The organism is Siccibacter colletis (genome assembly GCF_000696575.1).
Classification (GTDB): domain Bacteria; phylum Pseudomonadota; class Gammaproteobacteria; order Enterobacterales; family Enterobacteriaceae; genus Siccibacter; species Siccibacter colletis.
Genome location: NZ_JMSQ01000001.1, coordinates 164,265 through 180,518, shown reverse-complemented (window position 1 = coordinate 180,518; position 16,254 = coordinate 164,265). Strand labels below are relative to the sequence as shown.

The window sequence follows — 16,254 nt, the reverse complement described above, 5'->3', positions numbered from 1 at the left end:
GCTTCTTATGGCGGGCGAGCGTAAGCGACCCCGCCTTACTCACGAGCTAACCTGCATGTCTAAATCTGTACAGAGTAACAGCGCGGTGCTGGTCCACTTCACGCTGAAGCTTGAAGATGGCTCGACCGCAGAGTCAACCCGCAACAACGGTAAGCCGGCGCTGTTTCGCCTTGGCGATACCTCGCTGTCCGAAGGGCTGGAGCAGCAGCTGCTGGGCCTGCGCGTCGGGGAGAAAAAAGCGTTTTCACTGGAGCCGGACGCGGCGTTTGGCGTAGCCAGCCCGGATTTAATCCAGTACTTTTCCCGCCGTGAGTTTATTGATGCGGGCGAGCCGGATATCGGCGCGATTATGCTGTTTACCGCTATGGACGGCAGCGAAATGCCTGGCGTGATCCGGGAAGTTAACGGCGACTCTATCACCGTAGACTTCAACCATCCGCTGGCCGGGCAGACCATCCATTTTGATATTGAGGTGCTGGATATCGATCCGGCGCTGGAGGAGTCCAATGCAGATCCTGTTGGCTAACCCGCGCGGCTTCTGCGCAGGCGTGGACCGCGCTATCAGCATTGTTGAAAATGCGCTGGCGATTTACGGTGCGCCGATTTACGTGCGTCACGAAGTGGTGCACAACCGCTACGTGGTGGATAGCCTGCGCGAGCGCGGGGCGATCTTCATCGAGCAGATTAGCGAAGTGCCGGATGGTGCGATCCTGATCTTCTCTGCGCACGGCGTATCCCAGGCGGTGCGCAATGAAGCGAAAAGCCGCGATCTGACGGTGTTCGACGCCACCTGCCCACTGGTAACCAAGGTGCATATGGAAGTGGCGCGCGCCAGCCGCCGCGGCGAGGAGTCGATCCTTATCGGCCACGCCGGTCACCCGGAAGTGGAAGGCACTATGGGCCAGTACAGCAACCCGGAAGGGGGCATGTACCTGGTTGAGTCGCCGGATGATGTCTGGAAGCTTGATGTGAAAAATGAAGGCAAGCTCTCCTTCATGACCCAGACCACGCTCTCGGTGGATGATACCTCTGACGTCATCGACGCCCTGCGCAGCCGTTTTCCGCAGATCGTCGGCCCGCGCAAAGACGACATCTGCTATGCCACCACTAACCGCCAGGAAGCGGTGCGCGCGCTGGCCGAGCAGGCTGACGTGGTGCTGGTGGTCGGTTCGAAAAACTCCTCCAACTCCAATCGCCTCGCCGAACTGGCCCAGCGTATGGGGAAAGCCGCCTTCCTGATTGATGATGCCTCGGATATTCAGGAAGCCTGGGTGAAAGGCGCCGCCTGCGTCGGTGTTACGGCGGGTGCCTCCGCGCCGGACGTGCTGGTGCAAAACGTGCTGGCTCGCCTGAAGGAGCTTGGCGGCGGCGACGCGCTGCAGCTTGAAGGCCGCGAAGAGAATATTGTTTTTGAAGTGCCGAAAGAGCTGCGCATCGACGCCCGCGAAGTGAGCTAAACGCGGTGCCGTAAATGTGCGAAGATGCCAGACTACCGTCTGGCATTTTTTTTGGAGCACGTATGGAGCTGCCAATTATTTTGGATACCGATCCCGGTATTGACGATGCAGTCGCGCTCGCCGCGGCGCTGTTTTCACCGCAGCTCGATCTGCGTCTGGTTACCACGGTGGCAGGTAACGTCTCGCTGGAGAAAACCACCCGCAATGCCTTACAGCTGCTGCACTTCTGGCAGTCGGACGTGCCAGTGGCTCAGGGAGCAGCAACTTCGCTGCTGCGTCCGTTGCGCGATGCCGTCAGCGTCCACGGTAAATCGGGGCTCGACGGTTACGACTTTATTGCGCATCAGCGCCAGGTGCTGACCACGCCCGCTTTCCAGGCGATGCGCGACCTGCTGATGACCAGCCCGGAGCCAGTCACGCTGGTAGCCATCGGCCCGTTAACCAATATCGCGTTGCTGCTGACCCACTACCCGGAGTGCGCTTTTAATATTCGCCAGCTGGTGCTGATGGGTGGCTCGGCGGGGCGGGGAAACTTTACGCCCAGCGCGGAATTCAACATGGCCATCGATCCTGACGCTGCAGCATGCGTGTTCCGCAGCGGTCTGGATATCGTGATGTGCGGTCTGGACGTTACTCACAAAGCGGTGCTGACCCCAGAGTTTATCCGCACGCTGCCCGCGCTTAACGCCAGTGGCCGTATGCTGCACGCGCTGTTCAGCCACTATCGCGGCGGCAGCATGAGCACCGGGCTGCGCATGCACGATCTCTGCGCCATTGCATATCTGGTAAAGCCGGAACTCTTTACCCTGCAGCACTGCTTCGTGGCGGTGGAAACCCAGGGCGAATACACCGCCGGTGCCACGGTGGTCGATCTCGATCACCGCCTCGGCAAACCTGCCAATGCCAGAGTGGCAATGGACATCGACGTAGAGGGCTTCCGGGAATGGGTGGCGCAGATGGTGAAAGACTGCCCCTGAACTGGATAGTAACCTTTCTGAAAGTAGGCCTTAAAAGGCTTTTACTGATATTCCTCTGCGTTTGTCATAAATTTCTTATCATCGGCGTTTTCGGCTGGCGGCCTGAGGGCAGGCTGGGTAACCTGAGAACGATTTCTAAGCAATTCATTAATTAAAGAGTATGACTATGCAAGATGGACAGATCCGCGTCGCTATCGCGGGAGCGGGCGGGCGCATGGGGCGTCAGTTGATTCAGGCAGCACTGGCAATGGACGGCGTGGCGCTGGGTGCTGCGCTGGAACGCGAAGGCTCTTCGTTGCTGGGAGCAGACGCCGGTGAGCTGGCGGGAGCCGGGCATACCGGGGTGACGGTGCAAAGCAGCCTTGAGAAGATTAAAGACGATTTTGATGTGTTCATCGATTTCACGCGTCCGGAAGGGACACTGCACCATCTGGCATTTTGCCGCCAGCATAGCAAAGGCATGGTTATCGGCACGACCGGCTTTGATGATGCCGGCAAGCAGGCGATTCAGGATGCCTCAGTCGACATTCCGGTGGTCTTCGCCGCGAACTTTAGCGTCGGGGTTAACGTCATGCTCAAGCTGCTGGAGAAGGCGGCAAAAGTAATGGGCGACTACACCGATATCGAAATTATCGAAGCGCATCACCGTCATAAAGTGGATGCGCCTTCCGGTACCGCACTGGCGATGGGTGAAGCCATTGCTCAGGCGCTGGATAAAGATCTTAAGAGCTGCGCAGTCTACGCCCGGGAAGGCTATACCGGCGAGCGCGAGCCAGGCACCATTGGGTTCGCTACCGTTCGCGCCGGCGACATTGTCGGGGAACATACCGCTATGTTTGCCGATATCGGCGAGCGCATTGAGATTACCCATAAAGCCTCCAGCCGCATGACATTTGCTAATGGCGCGGTTAGATCGGCTTTGTGGCTGAAAGCGAAGAAAAGTGGGCTTTTTGATATGCGTGATGTGCTGGATCTGAATGCGCTGTAATCCGTATTACCCATCGTGATGTGGTTATTACAATCGTAATGCTTTGATTGTCAGGGCAATATTTTATTGCCCTTTTTTATTTGTATTTTTTTGTGGCTTACATTTAATTTTCATATCTAACACCTTAAAATCTTAATTTATCACCCCGGTTAATGTCACAATTATGTAAAATTTTACCAACTGGTCCACTTTTTTAGCGTTTCGCTCGCATCAGTGAGATTAACCAGGCTGGCAAGCGTTTACCTCCCCTTTAAGGCTTGTGTTTTTAGCGTTCAGGCGCTGATTATCGAATAAGAGCCGTAAAAAGATAATAAAAACCCGCGTTAAATCTGGACATCAATCCGTGTTCTCTCTAGAATGCCGCCGTTTACCCGAAATTCGCAGGGTTGCTTATTTGCATTGATTCATGGTCATCAAATGAATTAGTATGCAAATAAAGTGAGTGAATATTCTTTGGAGGATGTTTTGATTAAGTCAGCGCTATTGGTTCTGGAAGACGGAACCCAGTTTCATGGTCGGGCCATTGGGGCCTCGGGCACGGCGGTTGGGGAAGTCGTTTTCAATACTTCAATGACCGGTTATCAAGAAATCCTCACTGATCCTTCCTACTCCCGCCAGATTGTTACCCTTACTTATCCCCATATCGGAAATGTTGGCACTAATGAGGCCGATGCAGAGTCTTCCCAGGTACACGCGCAAGGCCTCGTTATTCGCGACCTGCCGCTGATTGCCAGCAACTACCGCAACACCGAAGACCTCTCTTCATACCTCAAGCGTCACAACATCGTGGCCATTGCCGATATCGATACCCGCAAGCTGACCCGCCTGCTGCGTGAGAAAGGGGCGCAGAACGGCTGCATCATCGCGGGCGACAACCTGGATGCAGCGCTGGCGCTGGAAAAAGCCAAAGCGTTCCCCGGCCTGAACGGAATGGACCTTGCGAAAGAGGTGTCAACCGCAGAATCCTACAGCTGGACCCAGGGGAGCTGGACGCTGGCAGACGAGCTGCCGGAAGCCAAATCCGGGAGCGAACTTCCTTATCACGTGGTGGCTTACGACTACGGCGTGAAGCGCAACATTCTGCGTATGCTGGTGGATCGCGGCTGTCGCCTGACCGTCGTGCCTGCGCAGACCCCGGCTGAAGACGTGCTGAAACTGAATCCGGACGGCATCTTCCTCTCCAACGGCCCTGGCGACCCGGCACCCTGCGATTACGCTATCGACGCCATTAAGGCGTTTCTGAATACCGACGTGCCGGTGTTCGGCATCTGCCTCGGTCATCAGCTGCTGGCGCTGGCCAGCGGTGCGAACACCGTGAAGATGAAGTTCGGCCATCACGGCGGTAACCACCCGGTTAAAGATATCGACAACGATACCGTAATGATCACCGCCCAGAACCACGGTTTTGCGGTGGATGAAGCGACGATGCCGGCTAACCTGCGCGTCACCCACAAATCGCTGTTCGACGGCACGCTGCAGGGCATTCATCGCACCGATAAGCCAGCCTTCAGCTTCCAGGGCCACCCGGAAGCCAGCCCGGGTCCGCACGATGCCGCACCGCTGTTTGACCACTTTATTGAATTAATCGAGCAGTACCGCAAAGCCGCTAAGTAATCAGGAGAGAAAGAAGCCATGCCAAAACGTACCGACATTAAAAGCATCCTGATCCTTGGCGCAGGCCCGATCGTTATCGGCCAGGCGTGCGAGTTCGACTACTCCGGCGCCCAGGCCTGTAAAGCCCTGCGTGAAGAGGGTTACCGCGTTGTCCTGGTGAACTCTAACCCGGCAACCATCATGACTGACCCGGAAATGGCTGATGCCACCTACATCGAGCCAATCCACTGGGAAGTGGTACGCAAAATCATCGAAAAAGAGCGGCCGGACGCGGTACTGCCGACCATGGGCGGCCAGACGGCGCTGAACTGCGCGCTGGAGCTGGAGCGTCAGGGCGTGCTGGCCGAGTTCGGCGTGACCATGATTGGCGCGACCGCCGATGCGATTGATAAAGCCGAAGACCGTCGCCGCTTTGACGTAGCGATGAAGAAAATCGGTCTCGACACCGCCCGCTCCGGCATCGCGCACACCATGGATGAAGCGCTGGCGGTGGCGGCCGACGTCGGCTATCCGTGCATTATTCGTCCTTCCTTTACGATGGGCGGCACCGGCGGCGGCATCGCTTACAACCGCGAAGAGTTCGAAGAAATTTGCGCCCGCGGTCTGGATCTCTCACCAACCAAAGAGCTGCTGATTGACGAGTCGCTGATCGGCTGGAAAGAGTACGAGATGGAAGTGGTGCGTGACAAAAACGACAACTGCATCATCGTCTGCTCAATTGAAAACTTCGATGCTATGGGCATCCATACCGGTGACTCCATCACCGTCGCGCCAGCTCAGACGCTGACCGACAAGGAGTACCAGATCATGCGTAACGCCTCAATGGCGGTACTGCGTGAAATCGGCGTGGAAACCGGTGGCTCCAACGTGCAGTTTGCGGTGAACCCGAAAAACGGTCGTCTGATTGTTATCGAGATGAACCCGCGCGTCTCCCGCTCCTCGGCGCTGGCCTCCAAAGCCACCGGTTTCCCGATTGCCAAAGTGGCGGCGAAACTGGCAGTAGGTTATACCCTCGACGAGCTGATGAACGACATCACCGGCGGCCGTACCCCGGCATCGTTCGAGCCGTCAATCGACTACGTTGTCACCAAGATCCCACGCTTCAACTTTGAAAAATTCGCAGGTGCTAACGACCGCCTGACCACCCAGATGAAGTCGGTGGGCGAAGTGATGGCTATTGGCCGCACCCAGCAGGAGTCCATGCAGAAAGCGCTGCGTGGCCTCGAAGTAGGCGCGACCGGGTTTGACCCGAAAGTGAGCCTTGATGACCCGGAAGCGCTGACCAAAATTCGCCGCGAGCTGAAAGACGCGGGTGCCGAGCGTATCTGGTACATCGCTGATGCTTTCCGCGCCGGCCTGTCGGTTGACGGCGTGTTCAACCTGACCAACATCGACCGCTGGTTCCTGGTGCAGATTGAAGAACTGGTGCGTCTGGAAGAGAAGGTGGCGGAAGTGGGCATCACCGGCCTGGACGCCGACTTCCTGTGGACCCTGAAACGTAAAGGCTTTGCCGATGCGCGTCTGGCGAAGCTTGCTGGCGTGCGCGAGGCGGAAGTCCGCAAGCTGCGCGACCAGTACAATCTGCATCCGGTTTACAAGCGTGTGGACACCTGCGCCGCCGAGTTCGCAACCGACACCGCTTATATGTACTCCACCTATGAGGAAGAGTGCGAAGCCAATCCGACCGAAGGTCGCGACAAAATTATGGTGCTGGGCGGCGGGCCAAACCGTATCGGCCAGGGGATTGAGTTCGACTACTGCTGCGTACACGCCTCGCTGGCGCTGCGTGAGGATGGTTATGAAACCATCATGGTCAACTGCAACCCGGAAACCGTCTCTACCGACTACGACACCTCTGACCGCCTCTACTTTGAGCCGGTCACCCTGGAGGACGTGCTGGAAATCGTCCGCGTTGAGAAGCCGAAAGGCGTCATCGTTCAGTACGGCGGCCAGACGCCGCTGAAGCTGGCCCGCGACCTCGAAGCCGCCGGCGTGCCGATTATCGGCACCAGCCCGGACGCCATCGACCGTGCGGAAGACCGCGAGCGCTTCCAGCAGGCGGTGGATCGCCTGAAGCTGAAGCAGCCGGCGAACGCCACCGTGACCGCCATCGAACAGGCCGTGGAGAAAGCGACTCAGATTGGCTATCCGCTGGTGGTGCGTCCCTCCTACGTGCTGGGCGGGCGTGCGATGGAAATCGTGTATGACGAAGTGGACCTGCGCCGCTACTTTATGACTGCGGTCAGCGTCTCCAACGATGCGCCGGTACTGCTTGACCGCTTCCTCGACGATGCGGTGGAAGTGGACGTGGATGCCATCTGCGACGGCGAAATGGTGCTGATTGGCGGCATCATGGAGCACATCGAGCAGGCGGGCGTGCACTCGGGCGACTCGGCCTGTTCGCTGCCGGCTTACACCCTGAGCCAGGAGATCCAGGATGTGATGCGCCAGCAGGTGCAGAAGCTGGCGCTGGAGCTGCAGGTGCGCGGTCTGATGAACGTGCAGTTCGCGGTGAAGGATAACGAAGTCTATCTGATTGAAGTTAACCCGCGTGCAGCGCGTACCGTGCCGTTCGTCTCTAAAGCCACCGGCGTGCCGCTGGCGAAAGTGGCAGCGCGCGTGATGGCAGGCAAATCGCTGGCTGAGCAGGGCGTCACCAAAGAGATTATCCCGCCGTACTACTCGGTGAAAGAAGTGGTGCTGCCGTTCAACAAGTTCCCGGGCGTGGACCCGCTGCTGGGGCCAGAGATGCGCTCTACCGGTGAAGTGATGGGCGTGGGCCGTACCTTCGCAGAAGCCTTTGCCAAAGCGCAGCTCGGCAGCAACTCCACCATGAAAAAATCGGGCCGTGCGCTGCTCTCGGTGCGCGAAGGCGATAAAGAGCGCGTGGTGGACCTGGCCGCGAAGCTGCTCAAACAGGGCTTCGAGCTGGACGCCACCCACGGCACTGCCATCGTGCTGGGTGAAGCGGGTATCAATCCGCGTCTGGTGAACAAGGTGCATGAAGGGCGTCCGCACATTCAGGACCGTATCAAGAATGGCGAGTACACCTACATCATCAACACCACCGCCGGGCGTCAGGCGATTGAGGACTCCAAGCTGATCCGCCGCAGCGCGCTGCAGTACAAAGTGCACTACGACACCACCCTGAACGGCGGCTTTGCTACCGCAATGGCGCTCAACGCCGACGCGACTGAAAAAGTCACCTCGGTACAGGAGATGCACGCGCAGATCGGCAAATAATCGCCAGCCTGCTGCTAACAAACCCGCTACGGCGGGTTTTTTTGTCGCTTTTCCAGGACTCCTCTGTTTCTGGTTTTCCGTTTCGCTCAGGCGACTATAGTTAAGGTGTTAACGCGATACATACACTGACATGCAGGGAGAAAACCATGCAGAAAAAATATCTGATCGCCCCGATTCTTGCCGCCTCTGCACTGATGTTCGTCAGCGGCTGTTCCTCTAACCAGGCGGTGAAAACCTCTGACGGCGGCACCATCGTGACCGACGGCAAGCCGGAAGTGGACAGCGATACCGGTCTGGTCTCCTATGAAAATGCCGAAACCGGCAAAACCGAGCAGATCAACCAGAACGAAGTGAAGTCCATGAGCGAACTGGACAACTAAGTCTGTCGCCGCAGCAGCGCCCGCTGCTGCGGTTTTATTCATTCCCTTCTTAACGCCGCATAATGCTCTGTTAGCGCCGCGCTTATCTGTCTACACTCGGAGAGTGAAAATAATAAGCACTGCAGGCTAACCATGATTTTGATTATTTATGCACATCCCTGGCCCCAGCGATCCCATGCTAACAAGCGCATGATCGAGGATGCAGGGAGTCTCTCTGGCGTGGAAATCCGTTCTTTATACGAGCTTTACCCCGATTTTGATATTGATGTCGCCGCCGAACAGGAGGCGCTCAGCCGCGCCAGTCTGGTCATCTGGCAGCATCCGATGCAGTGGTACAGCGTACCGCCGCTGCTGAAACTGTGGATCGACAAAGTGCTCACCCACGGCTGGGCCTACGGGCACGGCGGTACGGCGCTGCAGGGTAAAAGCCTGCTGTGGGCCGTCACTACCGGCGGCGGTGAGTCTCATTTTGCCCTTGGCGATCACCCCGGTTTCGCCGTGCTTGGTCAGCCTTTACAGGCCACCGCGCTCTACTGTGAGATGAACTGGCTTGAGCCGTTTACCACACACCATGCGTTTACCTGCGACGAGGAAGTGCTGACCGCGCAGGCGCGACACTATAAGCAGCGCCTGCTGGCGTGGCAGGAGGCAAACCATGGATAGCCATAGCCTGATTCAGGCGCTGATCTACCTCGGGTCGGCGGCGCTGGTGGTGCCCATCGCGGTGCGGCTGGGTCTCGGTTCAGTACTGGGTTACCTGATTGCCGGGTGCATTATCGGGCCGTGGGGGCTGCGTCTGGTGACGGATGCCAATGCGATCCTGCACTTTGCTGAGATCGGCGTGGTGCTGATGCTGTTCATTATCGGTCTGGAGCTCGACCCGCAGCGGCTATGGAAGCTGCGCGCCTCGGTATTTGGCGGTGGGGCGTTACAGATGGTGCTGTGCGGCCTGCTGCTGGCGGCATTCTGTTACACGCTCGGCCTGAGCTGGAAAGTGGCGCTGTTGATTGGCCTGACGCTGGCATTGTCGTCTACCGCCATTGCCATGCAGGCGATGAACGAGCGCAATCTGATGGTGACCCCGATGGGGCGCAGCGCGTTTTCCGTGCTGCTGTTCCAGGATATCGCGGCGATCCCGCTGGTGGCGATGATCCCACTGCTGGCGACCAGCGGGGCGGCGACTACGCTGGGGGCGTTCAGCCTCTCGGCGCTTAAAGTGGTGGGCGCACTGGCGCTGGTGATCGTGCTGGGGCGCTTCGTCGCCCGCCCGGCGCTGCGTTTCGTGGCGCGCTCTGGCCTGCGCGAAGTGTTCAGCGCCGTGGCGCTGTTTCTGGTATTTGGCTTCGGCCTGCTGCTGGAAGAGGCCGGGCTGTCGATGGCGATGGGCGCGTTCCTCGCCGGGGTACTGCTCGCCAGCTCCGAATACCGTCACGCGCTGGAGAGCGACATCGAGCCGTTCAAAGGGCTGCTGCTCGGGCTGTTCTTTATTGGCGTCGGTATGTCGATCGACTTCGGCACCCTGGGGCATAACCCGCTGCGCATTCTGATCCTGCTGGTCGGTTTCCTGGTGATTAAAACGCTGGTGCTGTGGCTCATCGCCCGTCCGCTGCGCGTGCCTGGTTCCCAGCGGCTACTGTTTGCCGCGCTGCTGGGGCAGGGCAGTGAGTTCGCCTTCGTGGTGTTTGGCGCGGCGCACACCGCCGGCGTACTGGACGACGAATGGTCGAAAGCGCTGACCCTGGCGGTGGCGCTCTCAATGGCCGCGACGCCACTGTTGCTGGTGCTGCTGGCACGGCTTGAGGCGGCGCGACCGCAGCAGGCGCGTGAAGCGGATGAGATCGATGAAGACCAGCCGCGGGTGATCATCGCCGGCTTCGGACGTTTCGGCCAGATCGCCGGTCGTCTGCTGCTCTCCAGCGGCGTGAAAATGGTGGTTCTCGACCACGATCCTGACCACATCGAAACCCTGCGTAAGTTCGGCATGAAGGTGTTCTATGGCGATGCCACGCGTGTGGACTTGCTGGAGTCCGCCGGTGCGGCACGCGCTGACGTGCTGATCAACGCCATTGATGATGCCGATGCCAGCCTGCAGCTCACCGAACTGGCGAAGGCGCACTTCCCGGGGCTGAAGATTATCGCTCGCGCCCGCGACGTCGAACATTACATCCGTCTGCGTCAGGCTGGCGTGGAAGCCCCGGAGCGTGAAACCTTCGAAAGCGCGCTGAAGGTGGGCCGCATGGCGCTGGAAGGGCTGGGGGTGGGCCGCTACGAAGCGCGCGAGCGGGCCGATCTGTTCCGCCGCTATAATCTGCAAATGGTGGAGGAGATGGCCGACGGCGAAACCGATACCGATGCACGGGCGGCGACCTTCCAGCGTACCAGCGATATGCTGACGGAAATTATCTCTGAAGACCGGGCGCACCTGTCCGTGGTGCAGCGTCACGGCTGGCAGGGAACCGAAGATGGGAAGCACACCGGCAATCCTGCCGATGAGCCGAACGCGGTGCCGCCGGGGCGATAATCGCAACCCGTTGTTTTCAGGCAAGGTTCTGCTGTTCGCCGCCGTACCGCTTTTCGGCGCGTTCAGCAGAACTGAAAAATTTGTGTAAGCATGCCGGGTCACCCGTCGACGAAAGATTGCGCTTTCCGTATAGTGGCGGCAATTTTTACCATCTGAGATGTATTCAATGATCAGTCTGATTGCGGCGTTAGCGGTAGATCGCGTTATTGGTATGGAAAATGCCATGCCGTGGGATTTACCTGCCGATCTCGCCTGGTTCAAGCGTAACACCCTGAATAAACCTGTGATTATGGGTCGCCTGACCTGGGAATCCATTGGCCGTCCGCTGCCGGGGCGCCAGAACATTATCATCAGCAGTAATCCGGGCAGCGACGATCGCGTCACCTGGGTTCGCTCTGTCGATGAGGCGCTGGCCGCCTGCGAGGGCGCGGAAGAGGTGATGGTGATTGGCGGCGGGCGCGTGTACGAGCAGTTCCTGCCGAAAGCGAACCGCCTCTACCTGACGCATATTGATGCTGAAGTGGAAGGGGATACGCACTTCCCGGATTACGATCCGGATGAGTGGGAATCTACCTTCAGCGAGTTTCACGATGCCGATGAGAAGAACTCCCACAGCTACTGCTTCGAGATCCTCGATCGCCGCTAAGTTTGCTTATCGATGATGCCGAACTAAAACAAAAATCCCCTCAACGAGGGGATTTTTTTATGACGCGACGGCGGTGTCATCCGCGTCGTTTTGCCGGTTCGAGGGCTGCACGAACCAGGCTTTATCTTCCCAGCGCAGGCAGGTGAGATCCCCACCCCAGCAGCAGCCAGTATCCAGCGCGTAGATGCCTTCCGGCGCGCCTTTCCCTTCCAGCGAGGCCCAGTGGCCGAAAGCGATGTTGTACTCCTGCGCCACCGGACCGGGAATGGCGAACCAGGGCTTGAGCGGTGCAGGCGCGTTTTCCGGCACGTCTTTGCAGTACATATCCAGCTGGCCATTCGGGAAGCAGTAGCGCATGCGGGTAAACGCATTGCTGATAAAGCGCAGCCGCGCTACGCCACTCAGCTCCTCGCTCCAGTTGTTCGGCATGTCGCCGTACATCGCGTCGAGGAAGAACGGGTAGCTGTCGCTGGAGAGCACCGCTTCGACATCGCGCGCGCACAGGCGGGCGGTCTCCAGATCCCACTGCGGCGTAATGCCCGCGTGGGCCATCACCAGCTTTTTCTCTTCGTCGATCTGCAGCAGCGGTTGACGGCGCAGCCAGTTGATCAGCTCGTCGGCGTCGGGCGCTTCCAGTAGCGGGGTTAAGCGATCTTTCGGCTTATTGCGGCTGATGCCGGCGAATACCGCCAGCAGATGCAGGTCGTGATTACCCAGCACCACGCGCACCGCATCGCCCAGCGAGCGCACGTAGCGCAGCACCTCCAGCGAACCGGGGCCGCGGGCGACGAGATCGCCGGTCAGCCACAGGGTATCGCGCTCGGGAGAGAAATCGACCTGCGCCAGCAGCGCAATCAGTTCATCGTAGCAACCGTGAATGTCGCCGATCAGGTATGTAGACATCGTATCAGTGAATAAGTGTTGGGACGGCCAGGCGGAAAACGGGGATCTCAACGCGCAAGGCATTGCCCTGCGCATCGATCATCTCGTAGTGCCCTTCCATAGTGCCCATCGGCGTTTCGATTACCGCGCCGCTGGTGTACTGGTAGTCATTGCCCGGTTCGATATGGGGCTGGACGCCAACGACGCCCTCGCCCTGAACTTCTGTCTCCCGTCCGTTGCCGTTGGTGATCCGCCAGTAGCGGCTCAGCAGCTGAACAGGCGTGCGCCCGAGATTACGAATGGTGACGGTATACGCAAAGACGAAACGTTCTTCCTCCGGCGAGGACTGGGATTCGACGTAGTAACTCTGCACCTGAACGCAAACGCGGGACGACTCTGACATAGGTTAGCTCTCCTTCGAGGCCTGACGATCGGCTAAGTGATTAGCCATCTGGCAGTACTGCGCGACGCTGATGTTTTCCGCACGCTTCGTCGGATCGACGCCCATCGCGTCCAGCTCTTCAACGCTAAACATATTGCCGAGGCTGTTGCGAACGGTTTTGCGGCGCTGGTTGAACGCCTCGGTGGTAATGCGGCTCAGCAGACGCAGATCTTTCACCGGGTGCGGCAGCGTGGTATGCGGCACCAGACGCACCACGGCAGAATCCACTTTAGGCGGCGGCGTGAAGGCGGTCGGCGGTACTTCGAGCACCGGAATAACCTGGCAGTAGTACTGCGCCATCACGCTCAAACGACCATACGCCTTACTGTTCGGGCCTGCAACCAGACGATTCACCACCTCTTTTTGCAGCATGAAGTGCATATCGGCGATGGCATCAGTATAGCTAAAGAGGTGGAACATCAGCGGCGTAGAGATGTTATACGGCAGGTTGCCGAATACGCGCAGCGGCTGACCGATGGTAGCCGACAGCTCGGCAAAGTTCATGGTCATGGCGTCCTGCTGATAAATGGTCAGCTTCGGGGCCAGGAACGGGTGGGTCTGCAGACGCGCGGCCAGATCGCGGTCGAGCTCGATCACCGTCAGCTTATCGAGGCGCTCGCCGACCGGCTCGGTCAGGGCACCCAGACCCGGGCCGATTTCGACCATCGCCTGATTCTTCTGCGGATTGATAGCGGCAACAATGCTGTCGATAACGAACTGATCGTTAAGGAAGTTTTGCCCGAAACGTTTACGGGCGAGATGGCCCTGATGGACTCGATTATTCATTGACTATTAACAATCATTTTAATGGCGAGATTAAGCGCCGTAGTAAAACTGCCGACATCGGCCGTACCGCGTCCCGCGAGTTCAAGCGCGGTACCGTGGTCAACCGAGGTGCGAATAAAGGGCAGGCCAAGGGTAATATTCACCGCCCGGCCAAAGCCCTGGTATTTTAGCACGGGCAGCCCCTGATCGTGGTACATCGCAAGCACCGCGTCAGCGTGGTCAAGGTATTTGGGCTGGAACAGCGTATCCGCCGGCAGCGGACCGCTCAGGTTCATGCCGGTGGCGCGCAGCGCGTCCAGTACCGGAATGATGGTATCGATCTCTTCGCTTCCCATATGCCCGCCTTCGCCGGCATGGGGATTGAGGCCGCACACCAGAATATGGGGTGCGGCGATACCAAATTTATGCTGCAAATCGTGATGAAGAATGGTGATGACCTGGCGCAGTGAGGCTGGTGTAATGGCGTCCGCAACTGCTTTCAGCGGCAGATGTGTGGTCGCCAGCGCAACGCGCAACTCTTCGGTTGCCAGCATCATCACGACTTTTTCGCTCTGCGCACGCGCTTCAAAAAACTCGGTATGACCGGTAAACGGAATACCGGCATCGTTGATGATGCCCTTATGCACCGGGCCGGTGATCAGCGCGGCAAACTCGCCGGACAGCGCACCGTCGCAGGCGCGTGCCAGCGTCTCCACCACGTACTCCCCGTTGCGCACGTCAAGCACGCCCGGCGTAACCGGCGCATGCAGTGGCACCGGCAACAGCGTCAGTGTACCCGCACGCTGTGAAGCAGCAGGTCGTTGTGCATCATAGGGGAGAAGCTGGAGAGGCAGACCGAGCAGGGTAGCCCGCCCGGTTAACAGCGCACCATCCGCACACACTACCAGTTCTACCGGCCAGTCGCGTTGCGCGAGCTGCACCACCAGATCCGGACCAATCCCGGCAGGTTCGCCGGGAGTGATGATGATGCGCGGCGTGGTGACCATCAATTGCTCAGGATTTTCACGTAGGCGCTGGCGCGCTGTTCCTGCATCCAGGTTGCCGCTTCTTCAGAGAATTTGCGGTTGAACAGCATGCGGTAAGCGCGATCCTTCTGGGCTGCATCGGTCTTATCGACGTTGCGGGTATCCAGCAGCTGGATCAGGTGCCAGCCAAAGGAGGAGTGCACCGGAGCGCTGACCTGGCCTTTATTCAGCTTCATCAGCGCATCGCGGAAGGCCGGATCGTACATGTCAGGTGAAGCCCAACCCAGATCGCCGCCCTGGTTCGCAGAGCCTGGATCCTGAGAGAAGGCTTTCGCTGCGGCTTCAAAGGTGGTTTTTCCACTTCGGATATCCGCGGCGATCTGTTCGATTTTCACCCGTGCCTGCTCGTCGGTCATGATCGGAGACGGCTTTAGCAGAATGTGGCGTGCGTGCGCTTCGGTCACCGAAATGTTCTGCGTCTGGCCGCGCATGTCGTTCACTTTCAGAATGTGGAAGCCTACGCCGGAACGAATCGGACCGATGATGTCGCCTTTTTTCGCTGTGCTCAGCGCCTGGGCAAAGATGGACGGCAGCTCCTGAATACGTCCCCAGCCCATCTGGCCGCCTTTCAGCGCCTGCTGGTCAGCAGAATAGGAGATAGCGAGCTTACCGAAGTCGCCGCCGTTACGCGCCTGGTCGATAACGTTACGCGCCTGGGTTTCCGCCTCGTCAACCTGGGCGGAAGAGGGGTTTTCCGGCAGCGCGATCAGAATGTGGCTGAGGTTCAGCTCGGTGCTGGCGTCATTCTGGTTACCCACCTGGGCGGCCAGCTGCTCCACTTCCTGAGGCAGGATAGTGACGCGACGGCGCACTTCGTTGTTACGCACTTCAGAGATCAGCATCTCTTTGCGGATCTGGCTGCGGTAGGTGTTGTAGTTCAGACCGTCGTAGGCCAGGCGGCTGCGCATCTGATCCATCGACATATTGTTCTGACGCGCGATGTTGGCGATCGCCTGATCCAGCTGCTGATCGGAGATCTGCACGCCCATTTTCTGGCCCATCTGCAGCAGGATCTGATCCATGATCAGACGTTCAAGGATCTGATGGCGCAGCGTGGTGTCATCCGGAAGCTGCTGACCCGCACCGCTCGCGTTGAGCTTTACAGACTGCATCAAACCATCAACGTCACTTTCCAGCACCACACCGTTGTTCACCACGGCTGCAACTTTATCGACAACCTGCGGAGCAGCGAAACCGGTATTCACCACGAACGTGATACCAAGAAGCAGCGTTTTCCAGTTCTTCATACTATTTCCATTCTGATTAACCGCATTGCGGACTGTTTAAATCGAC

The 16,254-nt window shown here is 58.5% G+C and carries 15 protein-coding genes; 10 read left to right on the top strand and 5 right to left on the bottom strand.

What is annotated here, in order from left to right; all coding sequences use genetic code 11:
- Nucleotides 1-55 precede the first annotated feature (55 nt).
- From fkpB to folA, 10 genes are all read left to right on the top strand, one after another.
- On the top strand, nucleotides 56-526 hold the full coding sequence (gene fkpB, locus ET34_RS0100775) for an FKBP-type peptidyl-prolyl cis-trans isomerase (protein ID WP_031518653.1): 471 nt from the start codon (nucleotides 56-58) through the stop codon (nucleotides 524-526).
- On the top strand, nucleotides 507-1,457 hold the full coding sequence (ispH, locus tag ET34_RS0100770) for a 4-hydroxy-3-methylbut-2-enyl diphosphate reductase (protein WP_031518651.1): 951 nt from the start codon (nucleotides 507-509) through the stop codon (nucleotides 1,455-1,457). The genes fkpB and ispH overlap by 20 nt, the downstream gene beginning before the upstream one ends.
- A 62-nt stretch (nucleotides 1,458-1,519) precedes the next feature.
- Entirely contained in the window at nucleotides 1,520-2,434 is a 915-nt protein-coding gene (gene rihC, locus ET34_RS0100765; protein WP_031518650.1) for a ribonucleoside hydrolase RihC, read from the top strand.
- A gap of 166 nt (nucleotides 2,435-2,600) precedes the next feature.
- On the top strand, nucleotides 2,601-3,422 hold the full coding sequence (dapB, locus tag ET34_RS0100760; RefSeq protein WP_031518648.1) for a 4-hydroxy-tetrahydrodipicolinate reductase: 822 nt from the start codon (nucleotides 2,601-2,603) through the stop codon (nucleotides 3,420-3,422).
- A gap of 465 nt (nucleotides 3,423-3,887) precedes the next feature.
- Nucleotides 3,888-5,036: a glutamine-hydrolyzing carbamoyl-phosphate synthase small subunit gene (gene carA, locus ET34_RS0100755; protein ID WP_031518647.1), complete on the top strand. Its 1,149-nt coding sequence runs from the start codon at nucleotides 3,888-3,890 to the stop codon at nucleotides 5,034-5,036.
- Nucleotides 5,037-5,054: 18 nt separating this feature from the next.
- On the top strand, nucleotides 5,055-8,279 hold the full coding sequence (gene carB / locus ET34_RS0100750) for a carbamoyl-phosphate synthase large subunit (RefSeq protein WP_031518645.1): 3,225 nt from the start codon (nucleotides 5,055-5,057) through the stop codon (nucleotides 8,277-8,279).
- 146 nt (nucleotides 8,280-8,425) lie between these two features.
- The gene (locus tag ET34_RS0100745; protein WP_024550449.1) at nucleotides 8,426-8,659 is read left to right on the top strand and encodes a YgdI/YgdR family lipoprotein; all 234 of its coding nucleotides are present in this window, start codon (nucleotides 8,426-8,428) and stop codon (nucleotides 8,657-8,659) included.
- A gap of 132 nt (nucleotides 8,660-8,791) precedes the next feature.
- On the top strand, nucleotides 8,792-9,322 hold the full coding sequence (gene kefF, locus ET34_RS0100740; RefSeq protein ID WP_031518641.1) for a glutathione-regulated potassium-efflux system oxidoreductase KefF: 531 nt from the start codon (nucleotides 8,792-8,794) through the stop codon (nucleotides 9,320-9,322).
- Complete coding sequence (gene kefC / locus ET34_RS0100735; RefSeq protein ID WP_031518639.1) at nucleotides 9,315-11,180, top strand: glutathione-regulated potassium-efflux system protein KefC; 1,866 nt, start codon at nucleotides 9,315-9,317, stop codon at nucleotides 11,178-11,180. The genes kefF and kefC overlap by 8 nt, the downstream gene beginning before the upstream one ends.
- Nucleotides 11,181-11,346: 166 nt before the next feature.
- The gene (gene folA, locus ET34_RS0100730) at nucleotides 11,347-11,826 is read left to right on the top strand and encodes a type 3 dihydrofolate reductase (RefSeq protein ID WP_031518638.1); all 480 of its coding nucleotides are present in this window, start codon (nucleotides 11,347-11,349) and stop codon (nucleotides 11,824-11,826) included.
- Nucleotides 11,827-11,883: 57 nt separating this feature from the next.
- Here the strand turns inward: folA and apaH are convergent, their stop codons facing one another.
- From apaH to surA, 5 genes are read right to left on the bottom strand one after another with little or no spacing between them, the layout of a single operon-like run.
- Complete coding sequence (gene apaH, locus ET34_RS0100725; RefSeq protein ID WP_031518636.1) at nucleotides 11,884-12,729, bottom strand: bis(5'-nucleosyl)-tetraphosphatase (symmetrical) ApaH; 846 nt, start codon at nucleotides 12,727-12,729, stop codon at nucleotides 11,884-11,886.
- A gap of 4 nt (nucleotides 12,730-12,733) precedes the next feature.
- Nucleotides 12,734-13,111 (bottom strand): Co2+/Mg2+ efflux protein ApaG, encoded by a 378-nt coding sequence (gene apaG / locus ET34_RS0100720; protein WP_031518634.1) that lies wholly within the window; start codon nucleotides 13,109-13,111, stop codon nucleotides 12,734-12,736.
- 3 nt (nucleotides 13,112-13,114) lie between these two features.
- Nucleotides 13,115-13,936, bottom strand: coding sequence for a 16S rRNA (adenine(1518)-N(6)/adenine(1519)-N(6))-dimethyltransferase RsmA (rsmA, locus tag ET34_RS0100715; RefSeq protein ID WP_031518632.1), 822 nt, complete (start codon nucleotides 13,934-13,936; stop codon nucleotides 13,115-13,117).
- Nucleotides 13,933-14,922: a 4-hydroxythreonine-4-phosphate dehydrogenase PdxA gene (pdxA, locus tag ET34_RS0100710; protein ID WP_031518630.1), complete on the bottom strand. Its 990-nt coding sequence runs from the start codon at nucleotides 14,920-14,922 to the stop codon at nucleotides 13,933-13,935. Before pdxA ends, rsmA begins: the two co-directional genes overlap by 4 nt.
- Entirely contained in the window at nucleotides 14,922-16,208 is a 1,287-nt protein-coding gene (gene surA, locus ET34_RS0100705; RefSeq protein WP_031518629.1) for a peptidylprolyl isomerase SurA, read from the bottom strand. Before surA ends, pdxA begins: the two co-directional genes overlap by 1 nt.
- Nucleotides 16,209-16,254: the final 46 nt, after the last annotated feature.